Source organism: Arabiibacter massiliensis, from assembly GCF_902386925.1.
GTDB lineage: Bacteria > Actinomycetota > Coriobacteriia > Coriobacteriales > Eggerthellaceae > Arabiibacter > Arabiibacter massiliensis.
The window spans coordinates 2732431-2755614 of sequence record NZ_LR698996.1 but is presented as its reverse complement, the minus strand read 5'-3'; the positions used below and the strand labels follow the sequence as shown (position 1 = coordinate 2755614).

28 protein-coding genes are annotated in these 23184 nt (G+C 71.5%); 3 read left to right on the top strand and 25 right to left on the bottom strand.

Translation table 11 applies throughout. The annotated features are described in order from the left end of the window. Positions 1-132 precede the first annotated feature (132 nt). Genes FX134_RS11740 through FX134_RS11730 form a run of 3 tightly spaced genes read left to right on the top strand, consistent with a single transcriptional unit; the run spans position 133 to position 3480 of the window. Complete coding sequence (locus FX134_RS11740) at positions 133-1071, top strand: ABC transporter ATP-binding protein (RefSeq protein ID WP_080802114.1); 939 nt, start codon at positions 133-135, stop codon at positions 1069-1071. Positions 1072-1082: 11 nt separating this feature from the next. Then, positions 1083-2264 carry an ABC transporter permease gene (locus FX134_RS11735; protein ID WP_080802109.1) on the top strand — a complete coding sequence of 394 codons (1182 nt, stop codon included), beginning with the start codon at positions 1083-1085 and terminating at the stop codon, positions 2262-2264. Further along, positions 2251-3480, top strand: coding sequence for an ABC transporter permease (locus tag FX134_RS11730; protein WP_080802107.1), 1230 nt, complete (start codon positions 2251-2253; stop codon positions 3478-3480). Before FX134_RS11735 ends, FX134_RS11730 begins: the two co-directional genes overlap by 14 nt. Positions 3481-3520: 40 nt before the next feature. Here the strand turns inward: FX134_RS11730 and FX134_RS11725 are convergent, their stop codons facing one another. The 25 genes from FX134_RS11725 to cpaB (FX134_RS11605) form a co-directional block, all read right to left on the bottom strand. Next, entirely contained in the window at positions 3521-3967 is a 447-nt protein-coding gene (locus FX134_RS11725) for a type II toxin-antitoxin system HicB family antitoxin (RefSeq protein ID WP_080802105.1), read from the bottom strand. 18 nt (positions 3968-3985) lie between these two features. Then, a complete protein-coding gene (locus tag FX134_RS11720; protein WP_080802103.1) occupies positions 3986-5812 on the bottom strand; it encodes an RICIN domain-containing protein in 1827 nt (608 codons plus the stop codon). A gap of 51 nt (positions 5813-5863) precedes the next feature. Further along, on the bottom strand, positions 5864-5980 hold the full coding sequence (locus FX134_RS11715) for a twin-arginine translocation signal domain-containing protein (protein WP_143412194.1): 117 nt from the start codon (positions 5978-5980) through the stop codon (positions 5864-5866). A 10-nt stretch (positions 5981-5990) separates the two neighbouring features. Then, on the bottom strand, positions 5991-6914 hold the full coding sequence (locus tag FX134_RS11710) for a type II secretion system F family protein (protein ID WP_080802100.1): 924 nt from the start codon (positions 6912-6914) through the stop codon (positions 5991-5993). A gap of 3 nt (positions 6915-6917) precedes the next feature. Beyond that, complete coding sequence (locus FX134_RS11705; RefSeq protein WP_080802095.1) at positions 6918-7898, bottom strand: type II secretion system F family protein; 981 nt, start codon at positions 7896-7898, stop codon at positions 6918-6920. 12 nt (positions 7899-7910) lie between these two features. Then, on the bottom strand, positions 7911-9230 hold the full coding sequence (locus FX134_RS11700) for a CpaF family protein (RefSeq protein ID WP_080802090.1): 1320 nt from the start codon (positions 9228-9230) through the stop codon (positions 7911-7913). Beyond that, on the bottom strand, positions 9223-10101 hold the full coding sequence (gene cpaB / locus FX134_RS11695) for a Flp pilus assembly protein CpaB (protein ID WP_080802085.1): 879 nt from the start codon (positions 10099-10101) through the stop codon (positions 9223-9225). Before cpaB (FX134_RS11695) ends, FX134_RS11700 begins: the two co-directional genes overlap by 8 nt. Continuing rightward, positions 10098-10688: a hypothetical protein gene (locus FX134_RS11690; RefSeq protein WP_232050937.1), complete on the bottom strand. Its 591-nt coding sequence runs from the start codon at positions 10686-10688 to the stop codon at positions 10098-10100. The genes cpaB (FX134_RS11695) and FX134_RS11690 overlap by 4 nt, the downstream gene beginning before the upstream one ends. 41 nt (positions 10689-10729) lie before the next feature. Then, positions 10730-11206, bottom strand: a complete 477-nt coding sequence (locus FX134_RS11685; RefSeq protein WP_080802078.1) for a TadE/TadG family type IV pilus assembly protein — start codon at positions 11204-11206, stop codon at positions 10730-10732. Next, positions 11200-11712, bottom strand: a complete 513-nt coding sequence (locus FX134_RS11680) for a TadE/TadG family type IV pilus assembly protein (RefSeq protein WP_232050936.1) — start codon at positions 11710-11712, stop codon at positions 11200-11202. The genes FX134_RS11685 and FX134_RS11680 overlap by 7 nt, the downstream gene beginning before the upstream one ends. Before the next feature lie 10 nt (positions 11713-11722). Then, on the bottom strand, positions 11723-11959 hold the full coding sequence (locus FX134_RS11675; RefSeq protein WP_080802075.1) for a hypothetical protein: 237 nt from the start codon (positions 11957-11959) through the stop codon (positions 11723-11725). Positions 11960-12048: 89 nt separating this feature from the next. Beyond that, positions 12049-12924, bottom strand: a complete 876-nt coding sequence (locus tag FX134_RS11670) for a prepilin peptidase (RefSeq protein ID WP_080804035.1) — start codon at positions 12922-12924, stop codon at positions 12049-12051. Continuing rightward, a complete protein-coding gene (locus tag FX134_RS14610) occupies positions 12921-13442 on the bottom strand; it encodes a hypothetical protein (protein WP_087881572.1) in 522 nt (173 codons plus the stop codon). The genes FX134_RS11670 and FX134_RS14610 overlap by 4 nt, the downstream gene beginning before the upstream one ends. After that, positions 13439-13888, bottom strand: a complete 450-nt coding sequence (locus FX134_RS11660) for a DUF192 domain-containing protein (protein ID WP_143412192.1) — start codon at positions 13886-13888, stop codon at positions 13439-13441. Before FX134_RS11660 ends, FX134_RS14610 begins: the two co-directional genes overlap by 4 nt. Before the next feature lie 5 nt (positions 13889-13893). Continuing rightward, on the bottom strand, positions 13894-14262 hold the full coding sequence (locus FX134_RS11655) for a hypothetical protein (protein ID WP_232050935.1): 369 nt from the start codon (positions 14260-14262) through the stop codon (positions 13894-13896). 122 nt (positions 14263-14384) lie between these two features. Beyond that, a complete protein-coding gene (locus FX134_RS11650; RefSeq protein ID WP_232050934.1) occupies positions 14385-14825 on the bottom strand; it encodes a hypothetical protein in 441 nt (146 codons plus the stop codon). Further along, the gene (locus FX134_RS11645; RefSeq protein ID WP_232050933.1) at positions 14816-16954 is read right to left on the bottom strand and encodes a molybdenum cofactor biosynthesis enzyme; all 2139 of its coding nucleotides are present in this window, start codon (positions 16952-16954) and stop codon (positions 14816-14818) included. Before FX134_RS11645 ends, FX134_RS11650 begins: the two co-directional genes overlap by 10 nt. Then, on the bottom strand, positions 16939-17469 hold the full coding sequence (locus FX134_RS11640) for a TadE/TadG family type IV pilus assembly protein (RefSeq protein ID WP_080802069.1): 531 nt from the start codon (positions 17467-17469) through the stop codon (positions 16939-16941). The genes FX134_RS11645 and FX134_RS11640 overlap by 16 nt, the downstream gene beginning before the upstream one ends. Positions 17470-17499: 30 nt before the next feature. Then, entirely contained in the window at positions 17500-17745 is a 246-nt protein-coding gene (locus FX134_RS11635) for a hypothetical protein (RefSeq protein ID WP_080802067.1), read from the bottom strand. Continuing rightward, on the bottom strand, positions 17709-17909 hold the full coding sequence (locus FX134_RS11630) for a Flp family type IVb pilin (RefSeq protein WP_080804027.1): 201 nt from the start codon (positions 17907-17909) through the stop codon (positions 17709-17711). Before FX134_RS11630 ends, FX134_RS11635 begins: the two co-directional genes overlap by 37 nt. Positions 17910-17927: 18 nt before the next feature. Then, entirely contained in the window at positions 17928-18875 is a 948-nt protein-coding gene (locus FX134_RS11625; RefSeq protein WP_087881570.1) for a type II secretion system F family protein, read from the bottom strand. Further along, positions 18872-19840, bottom strand: a complete 969-nt coding sequence (locus tag FX134_RS11620) for a type II secretion system F family protein (protein WP_080802064.1) — start codon at positions 19838-19840, stop codon at positions 18872-18874. Before FX134_RS11620 ends, FX134_RS11625 begins: the two co-directional genes overlap by 4 nt. Continuing rightward, positions 19810-21132: a CpaF family protein gene (locus FX134_RS11615; RefSeq protein WP_080802058.1), complete on the bottom strand. Its 1323-nt coding sequence runs from the start codon at positions 21130-21132 to the stop codon at positions 19810-19812. The genes FX134_RS11620 and FX134_RS11615 overlap by 31 nt, the downstream gene beginning before the upstream one ends. Next, complete coding sequence (locus tag FX134_RS11610) at positions 21123-22475, bottom strand: AAA family ATPase (RefSeq protein WP_080802055.1); 1353 nt, start codon at positions 22473-22475, stop codon at positions 21123-21125. The genes FX134_RS11615 and FX134_RS11610 overlap by 10 nt, the downstream gene beginning before the upstream one ends. Continuing rightward, positions 22472-23158 carry a Flp pilus assembly protein CpaB gene (gene cpaB / locus FX134_RS11605; RefSeq protein ID WP_080802053.1) on the bottom strand — a complete coding sequence of 229 codons (687 nt, stop codon included), beginning with the start codon at positions 23156-23158 and terminating at the stop codon, positions 22472-22474. Before cpaB (FX134_RS11605) ends, FX134_RS11610 begins: the two co-directional genes overlap by 4 nt. Positions 23159-23184 lie beyond the last annotated feature (26 nt).

The following is a 23184-nucleotide window of genomic DNA, read 5'->3' as shown; positions in this document are numbered from 1 at the left end:
CACGCCGCACGCGGTGAATCCGTGACATTTGTCATGCCGTGGGGCGCAAGCCGATGACGGCGGGCACTGGCGCGGCCGCTGCGCACGGGGCATCATGGAGGCATCATCGAGGAGAAGGACGGGAGATTCCCCATGCAAGACATCATCGCAGTGGACAACCTGGTGAAGCGCTACGGCGACGTGGTGGCGCTCGACCACTTCGGCCTGCACATCGCGCCGGGCGAGGTGTTCGGCCTTCTGGGCCCCAACGGCTCGGGCAAGACCACGGCCATCAACTGCATGCTGCAGCTGCTCACCTACGACAAGGGCGCCATCCGCCTGTTCGGCGAGGACATGAAGCCGTCGCGCTACGACCTGAAGCGCCGCATCGGCGTGGTGCCGCAGAACGTGGCGGTGTTCGAGGAGCTTACCGTGCGCGGCAACATCGACTACTTCTGCGCGCTGTACGTGGAGGACAAGCGCGAGCGACAGGAGCTCGTGGAGGAGGCCATCGCGTTCGTGGGGCTCGAGGATTTCACGAAGTTCCGCCCGCGCAAGCTCTCCGGCGGCCTGCTGCGCCGGCTGAACATCGCGTGCGGCATTGCGCACAAGCCCGAGCTCATCTTCTTCGATGAGCCCACGGTGGCCGTCGACCCGCAGAGCCGCAACTCCATTCTGGAGGGCATCCTGCGGCTGAACGCGCAGGGCTCCACCATCGTGTACACGAGCCACTACATGGAGGAGGTGGAGGACATCTGCACGCGCATCATGATCATGGACGCGGGGCGGGCGCTCGCCACCGGCACGAACGACGAGCTGAAGGCCATGATAGGCACCGGCGAGCGCATCCGCGTGGAGGTGGACGCGTGCGACGACGAGGCGCTGGCCGCCCTGCGCGCGCTGCCGTGCGTGCTGGGCGCCTCCTTCGACGGGACCATGTTGGAGGCCGACTGCGGCAACGGCGCGCACAACGTGGCCGACGTGCTGGGCGTGCTGGCGGCGCGCGGCGTGGCAACGGGGCGCATCTACGCCGAGCCGCCCACCTTGAACGACGTGTTCCTCGAGATCACCGGCAAAGCGCTTCGGGATTAGGAGGGCCAGCCATGTGGAACGCATTCAGGGGAGCGCTTGCGGTGCTCACGCGCAAATCTGAGCTGCTGGTGTGGGCGCTCATCTTCCCCATCATCCTCACCACGCTGTTCATGTTCATGTTCGCGAACCTGGACGAGTCAACGGCGTTCGAGCCCGTGTCCACGGCCGTGGTGGCCGACGACGCCTACCGGGCCGACGAGGCGTTCTCCGCCATGGTGGACGAGCTGGCCGCGACGGGAGACGACCAACTGCTCGACGTGCACGAGTTCGCCAGCGCCGACGAGGCACGCGCGGCGCTCGACGCCGGCGAGGTGGTAGGCGTGCTGTCCGTGGACGGCGAGGGAGTGCCGCAGCTGGCGGTTTCGCCCGCCACCGACAACATGGGCGCCAAGCAGATAGGGCGCACCATCTTGAACACGGTGGCCGACACCTACGTGCGCAACGCCGAGCTGCTTGAGGGCATCGCGCACGACAACCCGATGGCGCTGGCCGACCCCGACCTGGTGGAACGCGCGCTCACGTCCGGCGACGCCACTGCGGAGGTGTCGCTCACCCACAACACCCCCTCGCAGTCGGTGCGGTTCTACTACGCGCTTCTGGGCATGGCGTGCCTGTTCTGCGCCCAGATTGGCCTGCTGTCCATCTGCGAGGCGCAGCCGAACCTCTCGGCGCTGGGCGCGCGGCGGGCCGTGGGCGCCGTGAGCCGCGGCAAGACGCTCGCGGCCACGCTCATGGCAAGCTGGGTGCTGGCGATGGCGTGTTTGCTGGTGGCGCTTCTGTACATGCGCTTCACGGCGGGCATCGATTTTGCCGGCCGCGAGGTTGCCTGCATCGGTGCCATCGCGGTGTGCGCGCTGTTCGCCACGGCGCTCGGCACGTTTCTGGGATCGCTTCCGAAGGTGGGCCTCGGCGTGAAGACGGGCCTGCTCACCGGGCTGACCTGTCTGCTGTCGCTGTTCGCAGGCCTCTACGGCGAGCCGGTGATGCAGATGGCCGACCAGCTGGCGCGCGACTTCCCGCTTCTGGCCTCGCTCAACCCCGCGAAGGTGGTCACCGACACGTTCTACAGCCTGTACTACTACGATTCCCTGGGGCCCTTCATCGATAAGATCGGCCTTCTGCTGGTCATGACCGCCGTCGTGTTCGCCGTGTCCGTCCTGTTCATAAGGAGGCAGCGCTATGCAAGTCTTTAAAACCGCCCTGCGCGTGGTGCTCACGCACCCCGTGTACGTGGTCGTGTACGTGGGATTTTTGAGCATGCTCGGGCTGTTCGTGGCCATGGGCGTGACCTCGGGCGCGGATGCGGGGCGCTACGAGGCGGCGAAGGCCCCGTTCGCCGTCATAGACCGGGACGGCAGCGCGCTCTCCGAGCACCTGGCCGCGTTTTTGGGCGAGCACGGGGACCCGGTGGAGGTGGCCGACGACCCCTTCGCCCTGCAAGATGCGGTGGCCACGGGGCAGACGAGGTGCGTGCTGATAGTGCCCGAGGGTTACGAGCAGGCCTTCTTCGAGGCGGCGCGCTCGGGCGGGGACCTGCCCGCCATCGAGGTCGCGTACAGCTACGGCACGATGACCGGCACCCTGCTGGACCAGCAGGCCAACCAGTACCTGGCCTTGGTGCAGGCGGCATCCGCGCTCGATGCGGACGCCTCCGTGTCCGACGTGCTGGCGCGCGCCGACGAAGCCGCGGCTCAGTCGATCGAGGTCGAGACGGTTCAGACCAAGGACGGCGCCATACCGGCCGACCGCTTCGCCTTCTACCTGCAGTGGTGCGCCTACACGCTGACGGCGTCCATCATCGTGTGCGTGAGCCTGCTCATGGGCGCGTTCAACCGCACCGACGTGCTGCGGCGCACGCAGGTGGGCCCCCTGTCCAGCGTGCGGCTGGGCCTGTGGAAGGCGGCCGCCAGCTTTCTGGTGACTGTGGCGGTATGGGCGGTGACCTGCACAATCGGGCTGGCGGCGTTCGGGTACACGCTGGAGGGCGTGCCCGGCGGCGCGGTGGCGCTCATGCTGGCGGGGGCGTTCGCGCTGTCGCTCATGCCGCTGGCCGTGGGCTTTCTGCTGGGGCAGCTGGGCGTGGGCGAGGCGACGGCCAACGCGGTGGGCAACATCGGCGGCATGGTGATGACGTTCATGGGCGGGGCCTGGATCAGCCTGGACCTGCTGGGCGCCGAGATACAGACGGCGGCGAAGTTCTTCCCCACGTACTGGTACACCCAGGCCATCACCCAGAGCGCGCATTTGACCGAGGTGTCGTGGGAGACCGCCGCGCCCATCCTGGGCGAGCTGGGCATCGTCGTACTGTTCGCGGCCGTCATCTTCGCCGTGGCGCTGGCGGCAGGCCGCGTGCGCATGCGCTCGGCCGAGGCCGGAGGCAACGCCGCCGCCAGCATGACGGGCGCGTAGTAGCCGTAGCGCTCGCCGAAGACCGGCCCTCGCCTGGACGCTACAGCTGTTCGGCGAGGGCCTTTTTCTTGGGGCGGCCGGGCTTGGGCGGGTTGGCCTGGCGCTCGCGGATGCTCCAGAGGTAGACGTAGCTGTCGCGGCCGATCTTCTTGGAGGCCAGCTGGCCCGAGCACACCATCTGCCGCACCCGCGCGTCGCTCACGCCGAGCTCGATCGCGGCCATCCGCGTGGTAAGCAGTCCGCGCTCCGTGCTCACGTCGACCGAGATGGCCACCAGCAAGCCCTCGTGCTCTTCGGGGTACGTCGGCTGAGGGAGGGGCTTGTCCAGCTGGAGGTAGTCGTCGATTATGAGCCAAAGGGCGTCGGCGCCCATCTCCACGGCCTCGGCAACATCCCTCCCCTCCGTCACCTGGTTGAAATCGTTGAGGTACGTGCAATAACCTCCAAGCTCGTCCTCGATGACAAGCGCTGGATAGGTGTAGCGCATTTCGGCTCCTTCCTCCTGCTACGAGACTGCGATGCCGTCGTAGGAGGGGGTGCGCCAACGCAGGTAGGCCGTAGTGTTGCAGGTGAGCCGGGCCGTGCGCTGAGCGACACCGTGCGCTGCAGCATCGGCGTAGGCACCCTGCTCGCACGCGGCTTCGCGCACGCGGCCGCGCTCCTCGAACCAGACGGGAGCGCCGCGATCGAAGACCGCGAGATCGCCATGGCGAAGCTCCCGCTTCGGGGGCAGCACATCCCCCTCGCCCGCCGGTTCGGTCAGGTTTTCGTCGAGATAGCACTCTCTTCCTTCCTTGAGCAGGCACGACGTTTCCGCCTGCGCGTAGACGAGCTTCACGCGGTTGAAGGCGAACAGATCGAGCGGCTCGGAGACGACGCTTCCGTCGGCGAAGCGCACCGAGCAGGCCGCGTCGACGAACCAGCCCTCGACGCCCGCGCATTCCGGCTTCGCCGCCGCGTCCCAGGCCTCCTGCGGGACCGAGAACGCCTCGCCCCGGCGCACCGTCGCCTCGAAGCACGGCTCGGCATCGCCGTCGGCGAAGAAGCGCACGTCGACCATGGGAAGGAGCACCTCGAGCGCGCCGGTCACCGCCTGCCCCCGGTACTTGACGTTCGCCGTCCAACGGGTCCACGCCGTCACGACGCAGACGATGAACGCGCCGGCGTCGGCCTCCCCCACCTGATACGAGTTGTCGGTGGAAGCGGCCCTGACCACGTCCCCGCCCTCCCATTGCGCGAAGTCGGGGCCGGGGTCGGACGGAAAGCGCAGGAACTCGTACTTGTAGAACATGCCGTCGGTGCCCGGATAGTTGTACGGAACGCACGCTGCGTTGGGGTCCTCGGCCACGCCCACCACCGCCCCCGGCTCGATCGCCCCCGAAGCCTCCAAACGAAGCGGCCCTCCGTCGCGGGTTTTGAAGACCGGTTCCTCGATCAGCCAATGCTGGTTGGGATTGTCCCAGTCGTCGAAGCAGTTCCACTGGGATATGTCCGTCCCGTTGTCGGGCCCGCCCCCGTTGAGATCGAGCGCGCACCCGCTGCACTCCGCCACGATCAGGTGGTAGCCGGTGCCCAGGTCGTGCACGTAGAACGACTGCGCCTTGGTGGTGTTCCCGTCGTAGATCTGCGCGGTGTCGTCGTCGAACCAGTCGCCGCCTTTGATGTCGAGCTGCCTGTAGACGTCCCCGATATGCACGGGGACGAACCGCGTGTGGCCGTAGTCGCTTTCGAGCGCGATCCAATGCTGGTTGGTGAAATCCGAAAGCCGCCAGCCGAAGACGTTGGAGCCGCTCTCGACGCCCCCGCCGGCGACGTCCATGTACAGGTGCGGGGCCGCCTCCGGGCGCATGGTCACGATCTTGCCGTGCCACGAGGCGTCGTCGACGAGCGCGTGGGCGGGAACGATCTGGCCCGCCTCCGCCGTGATGTCGATGCCGTTGGCGTGGTCCGGGCTGTCGCACCATGCGTTCACCACGGCGTACGCCGTCCAGTCATACGCACGCCGCTCGATGCGGTGGACGTCGGTCACATAGGGGCCGTGGTAGGAGCTTGAATCGTAGGTGGTGTCGTAGAAGCCCCTCTTGCTCGAAAGGCGGTCGCCGGACATGCCGTCCATGATGTAGGTCCACACGTGCGTGTCGGGATAGTCGGTGAACCAGGTGGGCGACCACACCCCTCCGTTCGCGTAGTAGGATTTCACGGACATCTCGAGGTAAAGCTCCGTCATGCGGCCCACGGTGGCGTCGCAGCGGACGGACAGCCACACCTTGTCGTCCGAGGAATACCCCCAGCCCGAGTCGTAGCCGAAATTGTTGCCCGGATAGGCGCTCATGTACTCAGGCGCCCACCGCCGGTACCTTCCCCAAACCCTGCCTCGGCCACCTCAGATGGATATAAGAGACAGCCACGCGAGCGCCGCAGCAGCGCCCGCACCGAGGAAGGCCCGCCGCGTGATCGCCGTGCGCCGGCCGTCGGGCCGGGACGTTCCCTCGTTTCCCATCAGGTCCTCCTCACGCCATCGTGTCGTTCAGGAAATGGAGCAGGTCGACCACGGTCGGCACTACGACGAGGGCCACCGTCGGCGGCAGGAAGCATGCGGACAGCACGATGTCGAGCTTCGTCGGCATCTTCCTGATGCGCTCGAGCACGGCGGCCTGGGCCGTCTCGCGCGCGAGCGCGGCTTGGGCCGTGAGGCCCTCGGCGACGGACGACCCCTGGTTGACCGCCTGGATCAGCTGCGCGGCGAACGCCCCCACGTCATGGCTGCGGCATCGCTCGGCAAGGTTCTCGAGCGCCGTCTCGCGCGCATGTCCGAGCAGGTTCACCTCCTGGTCGACGAGGAGAAGCTCCTCCGAGAGCGCTCCATCGATGCTTGCCGCGACCTCTCTGAAACACTGCTCGAGCGGAGATCCCGCGGCGATGGCGATGGCAAGCAGCTCCATGGCGTCGGGTAGGCTCGCCTCGATGGCGCGGCGGCGCCTCTTCTCCCGCCGGGCAAGCTCGACCTGCGGAAGCTTCCATCCGAGGAAGGCTCCCAAGCCGAGCGCCGCAGCCGCCTCGGGCGCCGGTGCCGGGCGCAGCGAGGCCGCCGCCAGAAACGCGCATGCCGCGCATCCCGCCGCGGATAGCACGCGCAGGCTCCTCCAGGTTTCGGGAAGCAACGGCACGCCGGAGCGGGCCAGCTGCTCACGGCACGCATCGGCCTCGGCGCGTGCGAAGGGGGCGACGCGCTCGAGCGTCGCCGAGACGGCATCCAGTGCGCGTTTCGTGAGGCCGCCGGCGCGCGAGGGCCCTTCGCGCCGCTGCGGGGCGCTCGGCGCGGACGCGAGCCGCGAGGGCGGTGCCGCGTAGCGCGCCAGAACGTCGTAGACCGCGAGCCCAGCGAGCAGCGCCGCCGCAGCGAGCGCGAAAGGCATGATCGTCGAAGCGTCCATCGCTCACCGCGCCTTTCCGTCGGCGGCGGGCCGCGTGCCGCGCATCCCGCGCGGGCGCCTCAAGCTCGGGTCGTCCAAGGCGGTGATCGAGCGGCAGGCGATAAGGCCGACCACCTCGAGCACGGCGGCCGCGCCCGCCACCGCCCACCCGAGCGGCTCGGCGGCGTAGAAGCGCGCGAAGTCGGCGTTCGTCGCGTACATGATGAGGAAGATGCCCGGCATGGACAGCGCCACGAACCACTTGGCGAGACGCGTGCCCGCCAGCTCCGTCTTGAGCTCGCGCGATGCCTTCAGGCGCGCGCCCGCGTGCGCGGCCACCATGTCGAGCACCGGCGCCACCGACCCGCCGAACCGCTGCTGCATCCTCGTGGCCGAGGCGAGCGCCCTCACGTCGGGGCTTCCCGTACGCCGGGCCATGTCCTCGAGCGAGGTGGCGAGCGGGGTGCCGTAGGTCACATCGGCCACGACGCGCGTCAGCTCGCCGCGCAGCGGATCCTCCGAGCGCGAGCAGGCGAGCCGCAGGGCCCGCTCGATGGTGAGCGAGCTGCGAACGCTCGCCGCGAGCTGCGGCAGCATCCGGACGAACTGCATGTCGAACTCCTCTTTCCTCTTCCTCCTCGCGGAGCCCTCGCGGCCCGCGAGGACCGCGCCGACCGCGGCGGCCATGACGGCGCCGGCGAGCGGGCGGCCGGTCAGAGCGGCTCCGAGCGCGAACGCCACGATGGCCGCGGCGAGCGTCCTCGCCGCGCGAACCGCGGGAGACGGGCCGGAAGAGGCGCCCCTCGCGGCTCGCGGGCGCTTCGCGCGTTCCCGTTCGGCCCGCTCAAGCGCCGCAGCCCTCCCCGAATCGAACAGAGCTCGATCGCCGAGCGCCTCCTCGCGCTGCGCGGCGCGCTCCTGCCGCAGCAGCACCCACGCCCGCAACGCGAGCGCGCAGCCCGCCGCCACCAGCAACGTCGGGATCACCACGCCGACAGCAACCATGAACTCGCCTCCTCAGCTTCCGAAGAACCAGGCCGGATCGAAGCGCACTCCCGCCTCGCGCATCCTCTCCTTGATGCGCTGCGGCTGCACCCCGCACGACCTCCACGCGCCCACGATCCAACCGTCAGGGTCCACGCCCTCGATGTCGAAGGAGAACAGCTCCGCTCGCGGGATGACGGTGCCGCCCTCCGGCAACGGGTCGACCGACACCACGCTCGTCACCTTGCGAGTGCCGTCGCGTAGGCGTTCGACATGCACGATGAGGCCCCCTTGCAGCGATTCCGCGATCTGCTGCGCCACCACCTCGCGGCTCAGGTCGCCGTCGGCATAGCCCACCATGGTGCGCAGCCTGCTCAAGGCGTTGGCCGGATCGTTCGCATGGATGGTGGTCATGGATCCGGGGTGGTCGGTCTGCATGGCCTGCAGCATGTCGTACGCCTCCGCACCGCGGCACTCCCCCACGATGATGCGGTCCGGCCGACGGCGAAGCGACAAGGCCACGAGGTCGCGCATGCTCACCGCGCCCTCGCCCTCCACGTTGGCCTCGCGCGTCTGCATCCGCTCGACGTGCGCCGCCCGCAGCCGCAGCTCGGGCGTGTCCTCGATCGTGATGACGCGCTCGCCTGCGGGGATGAACCCGGAGAGCGCCCCGAGCAGCGTGGTCTTGCCCGATCCCGTGCCGCCCGACACCACGATGGGGCAGCGCGCCTGCACCGCCGCGCAGAGGAACTCGGCCACGACAGGGGGAAGCGCGCCCGCGTCCAGCAGGTCCTCCATCCCCAGCATGCCGTCGGAGAACGTGCGCAGGTTGAGCGCGGGGCCATCGGGGGCGATGGGCGGCACCACGTACGTGGCGCGCGCCCGCCCCCCGGGCAGCATCGCGCATCCCATGGCGTGCGTCTCGTCGCAGCGCATGCCCGCCTGCTCGGCGATCTTGTTGATGATGCGGCGCAGGTGGTCGGCATCGTCGAAGACGACATCGGGCCGGTACTCGATGAGCCCTGCGCGCTCCACGTACACGACCGGCGCGAAGAAGGGCAGCGCGGGGTCGCGCGCATCCACGCCTCCCCCGTTGACCATGATCTCGGTGACGGAAGGATCTTCGAGCAGGGGCTGGAGGGGGCCGTAGCGGAGGAAGTCGTCGACGATGCAGCGGGCGAGCGGCTCCACCTCGTAGGGCCGCAGGTCCACGCCGAGCTCGAGGGCGACCTGCCCCACCAAGCCCCCGATGAGGGACTCCACCTTCGATGGATCGGCCTGCTCCGACCGCAGCCTGAGCGACGCCTCCTCCCGGACCGCCGTCTTGAGCGCGCGCTCGAGCGCCTTATCCATGGGACTCCCCCTCCGCCGCGACGTCGGCGAGCGCCACGAGCACGAAGCTCACCTTGCCCGCGTACTGGGCCTCCCGCACGGCGTCGGCCTCCTCGGGCGACACCGCCAGCGTGATCGCGCCCGTCGCGGCCGCCAGGTCGTCCTGTCCGAAGCCCGTCGACAGCACGAGCGCCCGCTCGCAGACGGTCCGCAGCAGCGCCTCGCCCGTCCCCGACGTCTCGGCGGCCACGACGCGCACCGCGTCATAGGGCCTGACCTGGCCGGCAAGCCCCGTCTCGGCATCCACGGACACCGTCACGGCCTCCTGCCCGGCCTCCAGCGCGGCGGCCAGACGACCCCCCTGCCCCGCCCCCGCGACGAAGCCCTCCACTATCTGGGCCCCGGCGGGTATGTCCACGGTCGCCCTGCCGCCCACGACGGCTCCGCCCGCATCGAGCGCGCCCTCCGAGCGGAACGCGCGCGGCACGTCCACCAGCGAAAGCGACTCCTCCGCCACCACCGCGCCCGCCGGTATCGCCGAAGCGGCCACGACCGTCGGCGCCATGCCGGAGGCGATCGCGTCCTCGGCTGCCCGCGCGGAGGCGACGGCCCAGGTGCCGTACCCGACGGATACCACGGCCACCGCGACCGAGGCGGCCGCGACGAGGGCGAGCGCCTTCGCCCGGCCCGCCGCGCGCCCTTGCGGAGACGCTACAGGGGAAGGCCGGTCCTCCGAAGAGGAGGCGCCCGTCCCCGCTCGCGTTCCGGAAGCGCCCGACGCCGCGCCAGAGACATGCGGGCGGCGCGCTTGGCCCGTGCCTCCCCCTCGGGCGGCGCGCGCCGCGAAGCCTCCGCCCCGCGCGGCTCCCCCGCCTTCGCCGACACCCCTCATAAAAGCCTCCCTTCCTCCGCTTCCGATCCCGCCGACAAGGCCGCGCGGGCCTGCTCGCCCATCTCTGCCGGAAACTCGTCGAGCGAGGCGAGCGGCGTGAACGCCGCAGCACCCGCTCCCGCGCCCGCCGGCAGCTCGAACCTCCCGCATATCCTCTCGTTGGGCCGCCACACGCGCTCTTCGGCGTACGGCACGGCCGCCACCACGCGATGCGAGGCGACCGCGATGGCTTCGACGCCGAATCCGCGCGCGAACACCGTGGGGAGGTCCTCCGTCACCTGCAACCCGATCACCCAGAGCCGCTCGTCGGCGGGGACGGCTCCCTCGGGAGCCTCGTAGAACCACGCCTCTATCCGCCCGCCGCAGCCCGCGCCCCGGATGGCCCGGATCGCGCGCTCGGCAACGAGGCGGCCCGGATCGTCGGCGTTCTTGGCTTTGAAGGCGAAGGACGCCTCCATGCACGCCGCCCGCGCGTCGTCGAGCGCGTTCTCCTGCCGCGCCTTCGCCGCCGAGGCGAGCCCCTGGTCGACGGCGATGGCCAGGACGGCGAACAGCACGAGCGACGCCACCACGGCGAGCGGGGCCATATTCCCCCGCTCCGCCGCCCCTGGGCCGGGCCCTTTCTTCCTCATGGGCGATCCACCTCCACTTCGACGACGCGCCCCTCCACGATAGCGGCCCTCACCTCGCGCGAGAGCTCCTGGCCCGACAGGCCCGGTACCTGCACGAACGACGGCAGCTCGTAGCGCACGCGATAGGAGAGGGCCACGGAGACGGTGCGCTCCTCAAGGGCCCCGTCGCCCGTATCGCCCGCGCTGCGCCGTTCTTCGCGCCGCCATCGGACGTCGCTCACTTGGAGCGCGGCCTCCCGCAGCTGCGACGACGCTCCGAGTATCTCGGACTTCACGAACCCCTCCTTGTCGACGGCCCGCTCCAAGCCGGACACGTCGAGCTGCCGGCATGCGCGCGTGATCTCCGAGGAGAGCCGGCTCGCGGCGAACGTCATGGTGCCCAGCTGGATGACGGAGAACACGACGAGCAGAAGCAGCGGCAGCGCCACCACGAACTGCACGATCTCGCCGCCTTGCTCCTTGCCGCTCACCATGCTCCCCCTTCCACCGTCTCGTCCCTCTCGCCTGCAGCCGACGCCGCGTATGCGAACCCCCCGTCGCCCCGCCCCTCCGCCACGGCGATCAGGGCGCCTGCCGGAGTCAGGTACGACCCCTCCAGCTCCAGGTCGACGCGCACCGTACGCCGGGCGGTCCGCGAGGGCCGCTCCTCGAACGCGCCTTCGTCCGCGTCGTAGAGGCGGTGCACGTACGGCTCCTCCTCGAGCTCCCCCACATGCGCGGCCACCGCGAGCCGAAGTCCCTCCGCAGCGAGCGAGGGGGACGCCGCGAGCGCCGCCTCCCTCGCCGTCTGCTCCGCTTCGCCGGAACCGGCCGAGCAGACGGCGCGACACGCCGCATGCGCCGCATCCTCGAGCGCCATGCCCAAGAACACCGACCGCCCCAGATCCACGACCGCGAATAGGAATGCGAGCAGAATCGGCAGCGCCAGCAGAAACGACACGACGCTGCTTCCCCGCTCGCCGCAGGCGGGTCGAAGCATTCGGCCCTCCTTACAGCGTAGGGCCGGCTGTGACCGACCTGAACATCTCCCCGATCGATGTGCCGGCGCTCTTGATGACGGTCGCGATGTTGCCTTGCAGCGCCATGAGCGCCGCCCCGAGCCCCACCGCGAAGCCCAGCACGATGACCGTCTGCACGATCTCCGATCCGCCCTCTTCCTCGCCTCGCACGACTATCGCGCGCAGCTTGGCCGCCTCTCCCATGACCCTCTCGCCGATCTTCTCCATGATCCGTTCCTTTCGTTCGCCTTTCCCGCCCCCTGCTCGGAGGGCGGGCCTTCCACGATCCTTCGCCTTGCAAGCGCGCCTCAGCCCCGTCAGGCGCATACCGGTACAACGGCCAGCCATAGCGCCAGGAACGGCGCCATGGGGATTCCTCCCCTCCATGCGAGCCTTCCCGCCGCCAACCCCGCGAGCGAGAACGCCGCCGCGCACCCGTAGCAGACGAGAAGCCCGAACGGCGCGGCCGGCCCGCTGGCAAGCGAGAGCGCCGCCATGCACCGCACGTCGCCATGGCCCACGGGAACGCCCCCGCCTCGTCCGAGCAGCCGGTTCGCCGCCGCGCAGCCCGCTACCACGACCGCCGCGATCAGGGCGCCTGCGGCGAGGGCGCGCACGCCTCCCGTCCCGAGCTGAAACGCCGCGCCGCCGACGGCCAGCGCCAGGCACGTCTCAAGCGGGATGATGCGCGCCTGCACATCGCACGCCACGGCCACGGCCATGGCCGCCCCGCACGCCAGGAGCGCCGCGCAGACGGCCGCCGGCAGCCCGCAGAGGGCCGCCGCCCCGAACCACCCCGCGCAGCCGAGGGCGCAGGCGGCGTGCCCCCACGGCCCGGGCGCGAACGCGCATCGCGCCCGCTGCTCGGCCTCGCTGCGGGCGGCGCCGGACTCGTCCGCCTTCAGGCCCGCCTCCGCCAAGGCGCGCACCCGTTCCCGGGCGAGCGTCCCGGCGCGGGCCATCGCCAGCGCGTCGTCCCGCCAGATCGCGAGCGCGCCCTCCTCGCCCCTCCCTCCCGCGAGCGGTTCGGGGCGCTCCTCCCGAAACGCCCGGTAGGCGCCGTACGAATCCCACCACCACGACACCGACCGCTCGTAGGAGCGCCTCAGCAGGGCGTTCGCCGCCCAGGGGACGAAGAGCCGCCCCGCCGCGCCGCCCGCCACCGCGTAGGCGAGCGCGAGCGCCGCCGTCACGACCCCTCCGCCGCCGTCGCCCTGAGGCGCGGACGCTCCTCCACCCGCGCATGGACGCCGCGGCCGGGATGGGCGGAGGCGTCCGGGGCTGCGCTCGGCTTCAGGCTGACGACGAGCTCCTCGATCCCCGCGTCCCCGATGCGGGCCGTCCGCACGGGCGAGCCGGAAGCCCCTTCGATGGGAGAGAACCCCGGAAACTCGAAGCGCACGACCCACCCCCTCTCGTCGATGCGCGCGGCCCCGGCCGGCTCCCCGCGCATGACGGGAACGGCGTGCACCGTCTCCGGCACGGCCCGCGCGCCCTGGAACGGGCAGGGAGCCGGCCGGGGCGCGCCGGACGCGCGGATCGGCGCAGCCTCCCGCACCTTCGCCAGCCCCTCTTCGAGGGCCGCGCCCGCAGGCGGCGCCGGCCGGGGAACCGGGACGGGACGCGGCTCGTCCGCGAAGCGGTGCAGGCAGCCGAAGCACACCTCGGCGTCATCGAACGCCCGCGCATGGCAGATCGGGCAGGTTTTCATCGCTCCTCCTTCATAGGGACGACGCCCACGCGATCGCCCTCCTCGAACCACGGCGTCGCGCACGACGAGAACCGCTCGATCACGGCGGCCGCTCCCTTGTGGCGGAGCCGCCGAAACGGGCCCACGTTGCGATAGGACGCGAGCACGCCCCCGGCCTCGTCGACGAACGCCACGTCTATGCGATGCGCCATGCCCGCCGTATGCACGTCGTTGCACGGCACGAGCAGAAGCGACGCGTCGCCCGGCCGCGAGAACAGCAGCCCCCGGCCCTTCCGCGATAGGCGCGTCGCCATCTCCAGCAAGGCGGCCGCGTCGGCCGGATCCTGCGGCCGCTTCCCAGCCCCTCCCGCGCGCCGCCTCGTCGGCTTGCGGCGCGCCGGGGACGCGCCCTCCTCCCGCTTGGGCCCCGAAACGGCCGCCGGCTTCCTCTCTTTTCGATCTTCCATGCACCTCAGCTCCTCTCATCTGCGGGCGCCCCGCATTGCACGACCACGCTCGCGCCTCCTCCTACCTGCACGCAGCTGACGAACAGCCACCTGTGCCGCCCTTCCCCCTTTACGAACGTCCCGCACGACGGCACGCCGCTCTCCACGCCCTCCCACCCCTTCGCGGCAAGCTCCTCTGCGATGGCAGCGAACGACGCGGCCGCATCCTCCTCCGTCGAGAAGCCCACGATCCCCGCCCGGCCGTCGACGCGCGCCTCCGTCCGCCTCGCAAGGGAGAGCGCCTCCTCTTCGAAGCCCTCGGGAAGCGCCTCCCCGGCTGCGCCCTCGGCTGCGTCGGCTTCCCAGAGCGCCGGCGACGCGGCCTCCCGCAGCACGCCCGAGGAGGCGATCCTTCCCGCTTCGCCTGCCGCGACGGCTGCGATGACGGCAAGCGCGATCAGGACGAATGCGCGTGCCGGCCTCCACCCGCCTGCCGGGCCGGCCCGCCCGGACGCGCTCACAGGAGCACCCCCGGCTTGTAGCAGTCGACCGCCATCTCCGTTCGATGCGCGAGCGAAGGCAGCGCCACGCCGAACACCTCCTGCTTGAGCCCCAGCCCGAACAGCGTGGGCGAAAGCTCGAGCGTGCCCTCAAAGACGACATGGCCGCCCTCGCCGCCGCGCACGGCCACCGACACCCGCTCGAAATCCCGGTCGAAAGCGGCGCCGAGCGACGACTCGACCTGGGCCGCGCCCTGCTCGATCCCCTGCCCGTAGGCCGGAGACGTCGCATGGACGCGCACCGCCTCGCGAAACGCGTTGTCGAACGCGCCGCATTCCGAAAGGAAGAGAAGCGCGTTCACCGCCACTACGGCCACGGCGACGAGCACGGGGAACGCTACCGCGAGCTCCACCGTCATCTGGCCGCGCTCCCAGGCCCGCTTGCGCATCACTCCCATACCCTCACCCCCGTCACCTGCGCGTACACCGATCTCAGGCCGTCGGCCAGCCGGCCCACCAGGTCCACCGCCGCCTCTTTGGCGGCCGGCGGGAGCGCCAGCTCGATGGGGATGGCGGGCCCGCCGTCGCCTAACAGCCGCACCTCGGCGATCACGATGCGGCCGTCGACGGCGTCGATGGCCTCCACCGCGCCCCCTTCGACCAGCCCCACGATCGACGCGAATACGTCGTTCGAGGCGAGCGGATGGGCCACGGCCTGGCCCTTGAGCGCGAGCAGCTGCGCCGAGAACGCCCCGTCGTCCGCCTCGGCCACGTGCGCCGAGTTCACCAAGGCGGGCTTCAGCGCGTCGAGGTCGGCCGGCTCGAGCCCGGCCGCCGCCACCGCGCCCTCGAGCGCGTCCGACGCCCACGCGCCCAGCCCGCTGGCCCCGGCGAGCGGAAGGCCGTCCAAGGCCGACGACACGGCGCCCGCGAGCGCATCCTGCCCCTCGGCGTAGGCCTCGAGCAGCCCCGACCAGCAATCGAGCACGATGCCGAGGGCGCCGACCGCAGCACCTCCCTGGTCGGCGAGCCCGTCGAGCAGCGACGACACCACCGAGCCGCCTTCTCCCGAGGGGTCGGCCACGAGCGTCGCCGCCGACACGGCCGCGCGCGTGCCGAGCGTACCCGCAGAACGGACGAAGGGACTCTCCCAACCCCGCGCCCCGTCCGTCGCGCCTGTGGACGCGACGAGCGCCACCACGCCGAGCGCCCCGGGAGGGCGCGCGTCGATGCGCATGCCGGCCGCTTCGCCGAAGGCCTCCCCCACGCGGTCGAACAGGCCTCCCGCGCGTTCGCGCACTTCCGCTGCGAGCGGGTCGAGCTCGTCGCGCGCCTTCCGGTACTCCTCGGCCGCCTCGGCCACCTTCCCATAGTGGTACTCGAAGCCGTTCTCGATGGACGTGGAGGCCGCAGCCACCTTGCCCATGCTGGCGGCCGTGAAGCCGCACGCCGGGCACGTCGGGCCCGATCCAGCCTCCATCTGGGCGATGGATCCGAGCCGCGCCGCCCCTGCGGCCTCCGGGCATCCTTCCCATGCGTGCATGACCTCCCTTCCCTCCTCGTCGACGGACACCGGGTACGCCTCCTCGGTGTAGAGCCTCGTCCCCCGCATCTCGTCGGTGTTCCTCGGCAGGCGCGGGAACAGCGCGTCGAACGACTCGGCGCTCTCGCGGACGTACCCGCGGCCCATCTCCTCGACCGCGAACCCGTAGAACCTCGTGCGCAGCCTCGAGCGCGCCTGCTCCTCCACCGAGCCCCCCTCCGGACGCTCGACCGCCAGGCGCCGCGGGTAATACGCCTGCGCCCGCTTGAGCGCCACCGAGAACGACCAGGCGTCGACGCTCCTGAACAGCGGATTGTCCGAGCCCTCCATCCCCGCGAGCGTGCGCGCCCGCTCGTACATGCAGTACGTCGGCGCCGCGCCGCAGTCGTGCTCGAACGCGCGCCGCTTGGCCTCGTTCGCGCGCTCGGCGGCCTCCTCGGCCTCCTCCGCGGCCTGCCGGACGGCCTCGGCGCTCCCGTCCACCTCGTCCTCGAGGGCTGCAGCGGCGGCGTTCGAGCCCACCTTTATCTCCTCGCCCTCGGCGGGGGCGAGCACGGCGAGCGCCAGGTACCCCGCCGACCCGTCGCCGTTGGCCGACGCCACCGAGGCCGCGTTCGCCGCCGCCAGGAACGGCAGCGCGCGCTGCAGCTTGTTGAGGCCGGCGGCGGCCTTCTCCGCGAACGAGTTGCGGGCGCGGGCGATGTCGCGTCCGGCCGAGAGCAGCGTCTCGGATGCCGCGGCCGTGGCAGGCGTGCAGAGCGCGGCCACCCCGAGCCCGGTCGCCGCGAGGCTCGTCAACGACAGCGACAGCACCGCCGCGTCCGCCACCCTCACGACGATCATGAACTCGGCCACCGCGTTCTCGGCCGCGAGCGCCGCGGCGTCGGCCACGTTCTGCACCTTCGAGGACGCCGCGCCTATGCGCTGCACCTGCCCGGCCGAGAACACAAGCGAGAGCGTGACCAGCAGCGCGAGCACCATGCCCGCCGTGGTGAGGCCCTCCTCGTCGCGGAACGGATCCCGCCTCGTCATTCGCTCAGCCATGCCCCCACCCATCCCGCCGGGCCGCCGCCCGGCGCGCTTGCCGTCCAGCCCGGCTGGACCTCCTGCTCCGCCTCCACCTCGATGCGGAAGTTGCCCCCGGCGTCCACGATGCCGAGAAGCCCCGCCGCCGCGCCTATCAGAGGAAGCGGCCGGGCCTCGTTCGAGATGGACGCGCGCACCGTGCCCGATCCCTCGTCGCCCTCCAAGCGCACCTCCCACGAGCAGCGGCCCTCGTGCACATGGAAGCACGCGACCGGCGGCACCGATCCCAGCCGATGGCGCACGAACGCCTCGCAGCTCGCCGCCATGTCCCCCGCCGCGTCCGTCTTCGTAGCCAGCAGGCGGCATGCCTCCGCGGCCGCGGCGTTCATCACCATCCGGTCGTACAGGAGGATGCCCGGCTGCACGAGCAGTAGAAGCCCCACGAGCAGCACGGGGATGAGAAACGCCGCCTCCACGGTGGCCTGTCCGCCGCACGCGTACCCGCCTCCCGCACGAGGCCTTCTCAAAGCCATGGCTCCTCCCTCCCCCGCCTCGCTCCGCCATCAGTACAAGAACACGTCCGCCGTCGAACCCGGCGCCGCCAGCTGCACATGGTGCGACGCCGCCGACAGCGCGTGCTCCACGAGCATGCCGCCTTCAAGCCCCCGCCACAGGGCGCCAAGCGCCACGAGCATCGCGACGAATGCCACCGTGACGAGGGCGAACTCCACCGTCCCCTGCCCGCCCTCGCCGCCGTGCGCCGCAGCGCGCGCTACAGGCCGTTGATACCGTCGGCGATGGCGTTCCACAGCTCCTGCAGCTTCGGGCGGAACACCGTGATCGCGATGATGGCGATCACGACGAGCACCCCCACCAGGATGGCGTACTCCGTCGTGCCCTGCCCGTCCTCGCGCCGGAGAGCCCGCCCCGCCCGGCACGTCGCCCTCGCCAGCCACATCCGATACGCTTCCATGCGCATGCCTCCTCATCGTTAGAAACCTTCCATCAGCTCGAGCAGCACCGGCCCGAGCACCAGCAGAAGCATCGCCGGCAGGATGAGCGTGCCCGTGGGCACCATCATCTTGACCGGCGCCTTCGCCACGCGCTCCTCCACATGCGCCCGATGGACCGAGCGCGCCTCCACAGCCGCCGCCTCGAGCGCCTCGGCCAGCTGCGCGCCGAAGCGCAGCGAGCGCACGACGTTCTCCACCACGCGGGCGAAAAGGGGCGAGTCGTACGACGCCGCCAAACGGCGCAGCGCCTCCTCCCGCGTGGCCAGGCCCGACGACCAGGCGCGCGAGGCGGCCGCGCACTCGTCCGCGAAAACCGTGGAGAAGTGCCCGGCGTACAGCTGAAAGCCGCGATCGAACGACAGCCCGCTGCGCAGTCCGAGCGCCACCACCTCCAGCATCTCCGAGAGATCCCGCTCGAGGCCCAGGGCGCGGGCGCGCTCGAGCCGCTTGACCGCCCTCGGAAGCGCCATCGCGCCGACGGCGCAGCCGACGACCGCCCCCAGCGCGCCGAGCTCGTTGGAGAGCACCGCTCCCGCGAGCGCGCCGACGGCCCCGCAGGCCAGGGCGAGCTTCGCGGCCGCGTCGACGAACCCGCCGGGCGACACCTCCCCCGCAAGCCCCGCCCGCGGCGCGTGCGCGCCGAGCCAGCGCGCGACGCGGGCGAACGTCCGGCCGCGGACGAACGGCAGGCCCGACGCCCCCAGCGAAAGCCCGCGCGAGCAGTCCACCGCGAACCGGACGACCCTCCCGTCGAGCCCCGGGGCCGCAACGCCCTCCTCGCGCACGCCCGTCGAGCGTCTGAGATCCCTCCTTCGCCGCGCCGAGCGCCTGCGTGCCTGCCAGGATGCGCCTACGCATGCCCCCAGCCCGGCCGCCGACGCCGCCGCCCCTACGAGCAAAAGCGACGCCTCCGAAAACGCCATCATGCCCCCACCTCCACCGCCAGCATGCGGCGCACCGCCAGCACGCCCGCCGCCTGCATCCCAAGCGCCAGCCCGAGCAGCGCCAGCCCCGTCGCGCTCGAGAAGAACGGCGCGAGGAAGTCTTCGCTCACCAGCGAGAACACCGCTATGAGCGCGAACGGCATCACGCTGACGATGCGGGCCGAGAGCTTGGCCTGAGCCGTCTGCACCTTGAGCGAGCGCCGAAGCTCGATCTCTCCCTTCACCGAGTCGCGCGCGGCGTCGAGCACCCGGGAGAGGCTGCCGCCCGCCTCGTGCTGGACGTCGAGCGCCACTGCCACGAACGCGAGCTCGGGCACATCCGCCCCCTCCCGAAGCGCCTCGAGCGCCTCGCTCGCGCCCTGACCCGTCTCCAAACGGCGCGCTGCCCGCTCGAACAGCCCCTTCAACGGCCCCGTCGCCTCGCGCGCCGCCTGCTGCAGCGTCTGGAGCAGCGACAGCCCCGACTGGAAGCACACCCCCATCGAACGCAGCGCGTCGGGCACGGCGTCGCGCAGCTCGTCGCGCCGGCGGTCCTCCATCCCGCGCAGACGCACGACGCCTACCGCGGCGACGCAGACGGCCACGGCGGCCCCGGCCGCGAGCGAGCCCGCGACGAATCCCGCAAGCGCTGCCGTGCCGAGCAGCGAGGCCGCGACCAGGGACGCCAGGGGCTCCTCCTCCGTCGCGAACCCGCGCGAGCGCGCAGCCTGCACGGCCTGGCGCACGAGGGCGGCGACGCGCCCGGAGCGCATGAGGAGGCGCGCGAGCGGCATCGTCCACGCCACGCCGTTGCGCAGCCGCCACGCGAGGCGTCCCGAGGCCGGCCCGCCCGCGCCGTCGATGCGGGGCGGCCTTCGCGCGCTCCCCATCGCCGAGGCGGCGAGCAGCGATCCGCATCCGAACGCCGCGACGGCGCTCAGGCAGCCAAGCAGCATTCCCGTTTCCATCGGCGCACCTCCTCCTCTTCCGCCACATGGAGCTTCGGCAGGTCATCAACCCATTCCGGGGGCGCCACCCAGACCCCTGCGGCATCGCCCGATTCGCGTTTGTACAGCGTTCTGGCCGTGCAGGCCCGCCGCTTCGCGTCGAAGGAAAGCTCGGCCACCTCCGACACGAAGCGCGCGCCGCCGAGCGAGCGCGCCGTCTGGACGACGGCGTCGAAGGCGCTCGCCACGTTCGACTCGATCACGTCAACCGGCAGGTCGGCCGCGTAGCGGACCATCGTCGTGAGGCGCGACACCACGTCGGCCGGCGAGTTCGCATGCAGCGTGGTGAGCGAGCCGTCGTGGCCCGTGTTCATCGCCTGCAGCATGTCGAGCGCCTCGGCGCCGCGGCACTCGCCCACCACGATGCGGTCGGGGCGCATGCGCAACGCGTTGATCACGAGCTCGCGGATGGCCACCTCGCCCACCCCCTCGGCGTTGCGCGGGCGCGCCTCGAGCCTCACGACGTGCGGATGCTCCAAGAAGCGCAGCTCGGCGGAGTCCTCGATCGTGATGATGCGCTCGTCGTGCGGAAGCACGCAGGAGAGGGCGTTGAGCAGGGTGGTCTTGCCGCTGCCCGTGCCTCCCGACACCGCGATGCTCTTGCGGGCGCGCACCGCCCACACGAGGAAGCGCTTCACCGAGGCATCGAACGAGCCGGACGCCATCATGTCGTCGAGCGTCATCACGCGCGCGGCGAACTTGCGGATGGTGAGCAGCGGCCCGTCGAGGGCGAGCGGCGGCAGCACCACGTGCACGCGATGGCCCTGGGGCAGGCGCGCGTTCGCCATGGGCGAGGCCTCGTCGACGCGCCGGCCCAGAGGACCGAGCATGCGGTCGATGAGGGCGCGCAGCTGGCCGGTGTCGGCGAAGCACGCGTCTGCCCGGAACAGGCGTCCACCGCGCTCGTAGTACACGTCGTGCGGGCCGTTCACCATGATCTCGGTCACGGAGTCGTCGACGAGCAGCCCTTCGAGGGGGCCGAAGCCGAACACCGTGTCCACGAGCTCGTCGACGAGCCGCTGTCGCTCGCCGTGCGGAACCTCCGCCCACACGGCGTCCTCGAACGCCTGGCGGCAGGCGCCCCTGAGCTCGCCGCGCGCCCGCGCAGGGCTCTCGGCCATCATGAGGGCGATGTCGTCCACCGACACGAACGCCTTGATCTGGCGTTTGAGCGCCTCGAGGTCGCAGGGGCGCGCGGCCGTCTCCGTCGGCGCGGCGCCGGCGGCGGCCCGGGCGCGGCTCATCAAAGACATTGCTCCTCCCTTCCCCGTTTCCGCGGCTTGCCCGACTTGAGCAAGCGAAGGCCCGGCCTACGCCGTGACGGCGCGCCATCCCAGGCTGGGCGGCCGGCCGCGTTCGGCAGCGACTCGCGCAGGAGCTCCTCCACGCTCAGGCACAGCGCGTTGCGCGATTCCATCAAATCGAGCGGCTGGCCGGCGCCGAGCATCTCCTCCACCTCGCCGCCCCCGTCCGCGAGCTCGAACACATGGGCCCCGCCGAGCGCGCACGAGACGTCGATGGAGGTGAATAGCGCATTCTTGGCGCACCAGTTCACGGCGTACGAGAACGGCCCCGTCGCGATGCCGCACCGGGCGCACAGATCGAGCGCGTGCCGGCACGCCCGCAGCGACGAGGCGCGCTGATCGACCAGGAACAGCGCCTTCGTGCTGCGCTCCAAGAGCACCGCATGCTGCTCGGCCCAGGCCGCGCCCGTGTTGGCGACGATCACCTCGAAGCGCCGCGCCAGCCGATCGAGCAGCTCGGAGGCCTGCTCCACCACGCGCTCGGCGTCCTCGAGCCGCTTCGGGGCGGCCAGGAGCGCCGGCATGCGGCCGTCGGGCGCAAGCGACTCGATGCGCGCGGGCACCGCCAGAAGCTCGTCGACAGACAGCGCGCCCTGCATGCCCATCATGTGGGCCATATCGCCGAACTGCAGGTCGAAGTCGAGCAGCAGCGTCTTGAAGCCGAGCGCCTGCGCCGTGAGCGCGGCGAGCGCCGCCACCGTGCTCTTGCCCGCGCCGCCGCTTCCGCTGACCACGGGCATGAGGAACGCCGAGGACTCCCCGCGCGCCGTCGCGGCGCAGGGCGCCTCGCGGGTCAGGGAGGCCGCTGCAGGCGCTCCGCGGTACGCGACCGCGACGCGCGGGCGCTCGGGCTGCACGACCGGCGCAGCGGGAGCGCAGGGTGCCGGCGCTCCTTGCGCCTCGAACCGCGCGCCGCCCGCAGCCGCCGCATGCTGGCGCTTGCGCTGCACATAGCGGTCGAGGAACGCCTGGCGGCTGAGCGAGGCGTCGATGCCCGCCGCATTCGCCCTGCTCATGAGCGACCCCGTTCCATCGAACGACAGCAGGCACACGCGCCGGTCCGCCCGATCGCGCTTGAGCGACGCCGCCAGGTTGATGGGCTCGATGTCGTCGCTCGAAGCCACCCACACCTCGTCGACCGCCTGATCAGCGCAGAGGAACCGGCGCGCCTCCTCCCCGGTGGAGAACAGCCGCAGCCACTCCTGCGCCGCAAGGTTCTCGCCCGCCAGCCCGATCGCCTCCGGGTGCCGCAAGCTGGTCATGTCGGCGCACAGCGCCACGGAAGCGGTCATCTCGCATCCTCCTGTCCTTCATCGTTTGCCGAAGGCGCGTGAGCGGCCCCCTCGCCGGGAAGCGAGAAGTACAGATCGGTCCCCTGGGCGGCGGCCACCACCTCCTGCACGCGCTCGGGCTCGACGGCCAGCGTGATCCAGGACACTTTCGCGTCGGAGGACGTCTCGCCCGACGACGTGCTCGTGGCCAGCACGAGCACGTCGCTGGCCAGCAGGTCGGTGGACGTGCCGCCGGTGGCGTACATGTCCACCCGCGATCCCGCGGCCACCGCTCCGCCCACCGCCTGCACGTCCTTCGCCGGCACGCTGACGGCGACCAGCCCCTCGGGCGGCTCCACCTGCGTGCTCGCATCCTGGAACCTGCGCATCGACAGGACCTCGTCCGCGAGGATCGCCGAGGACGCGGACTTTCCCAGCACCTCGTCCGCCGAGCTCACCGCCTGCGCCGGCAGCAGGTCCGCCACCCACAGCCGCGTTTCGATCAAGCCCGCGTCCACCGTCTCCCCCGGAGCGATGTCGCGCTTGGCGACGCACACTTCCAGCTGCTCGCCCCCGTACCGGGCGAGCGCCTCGGCGCGCGCGGCCTCTGCCTCGCCCCGCACGCCCTGCAGGTACGCGACCACGCACACGGCGCACACCACGCCGCATACCGCGCCCGCCACCGTCGTCCTCTTCCGTTTCATAGCTCGGTTCCCCCTTTTTCGTCCTG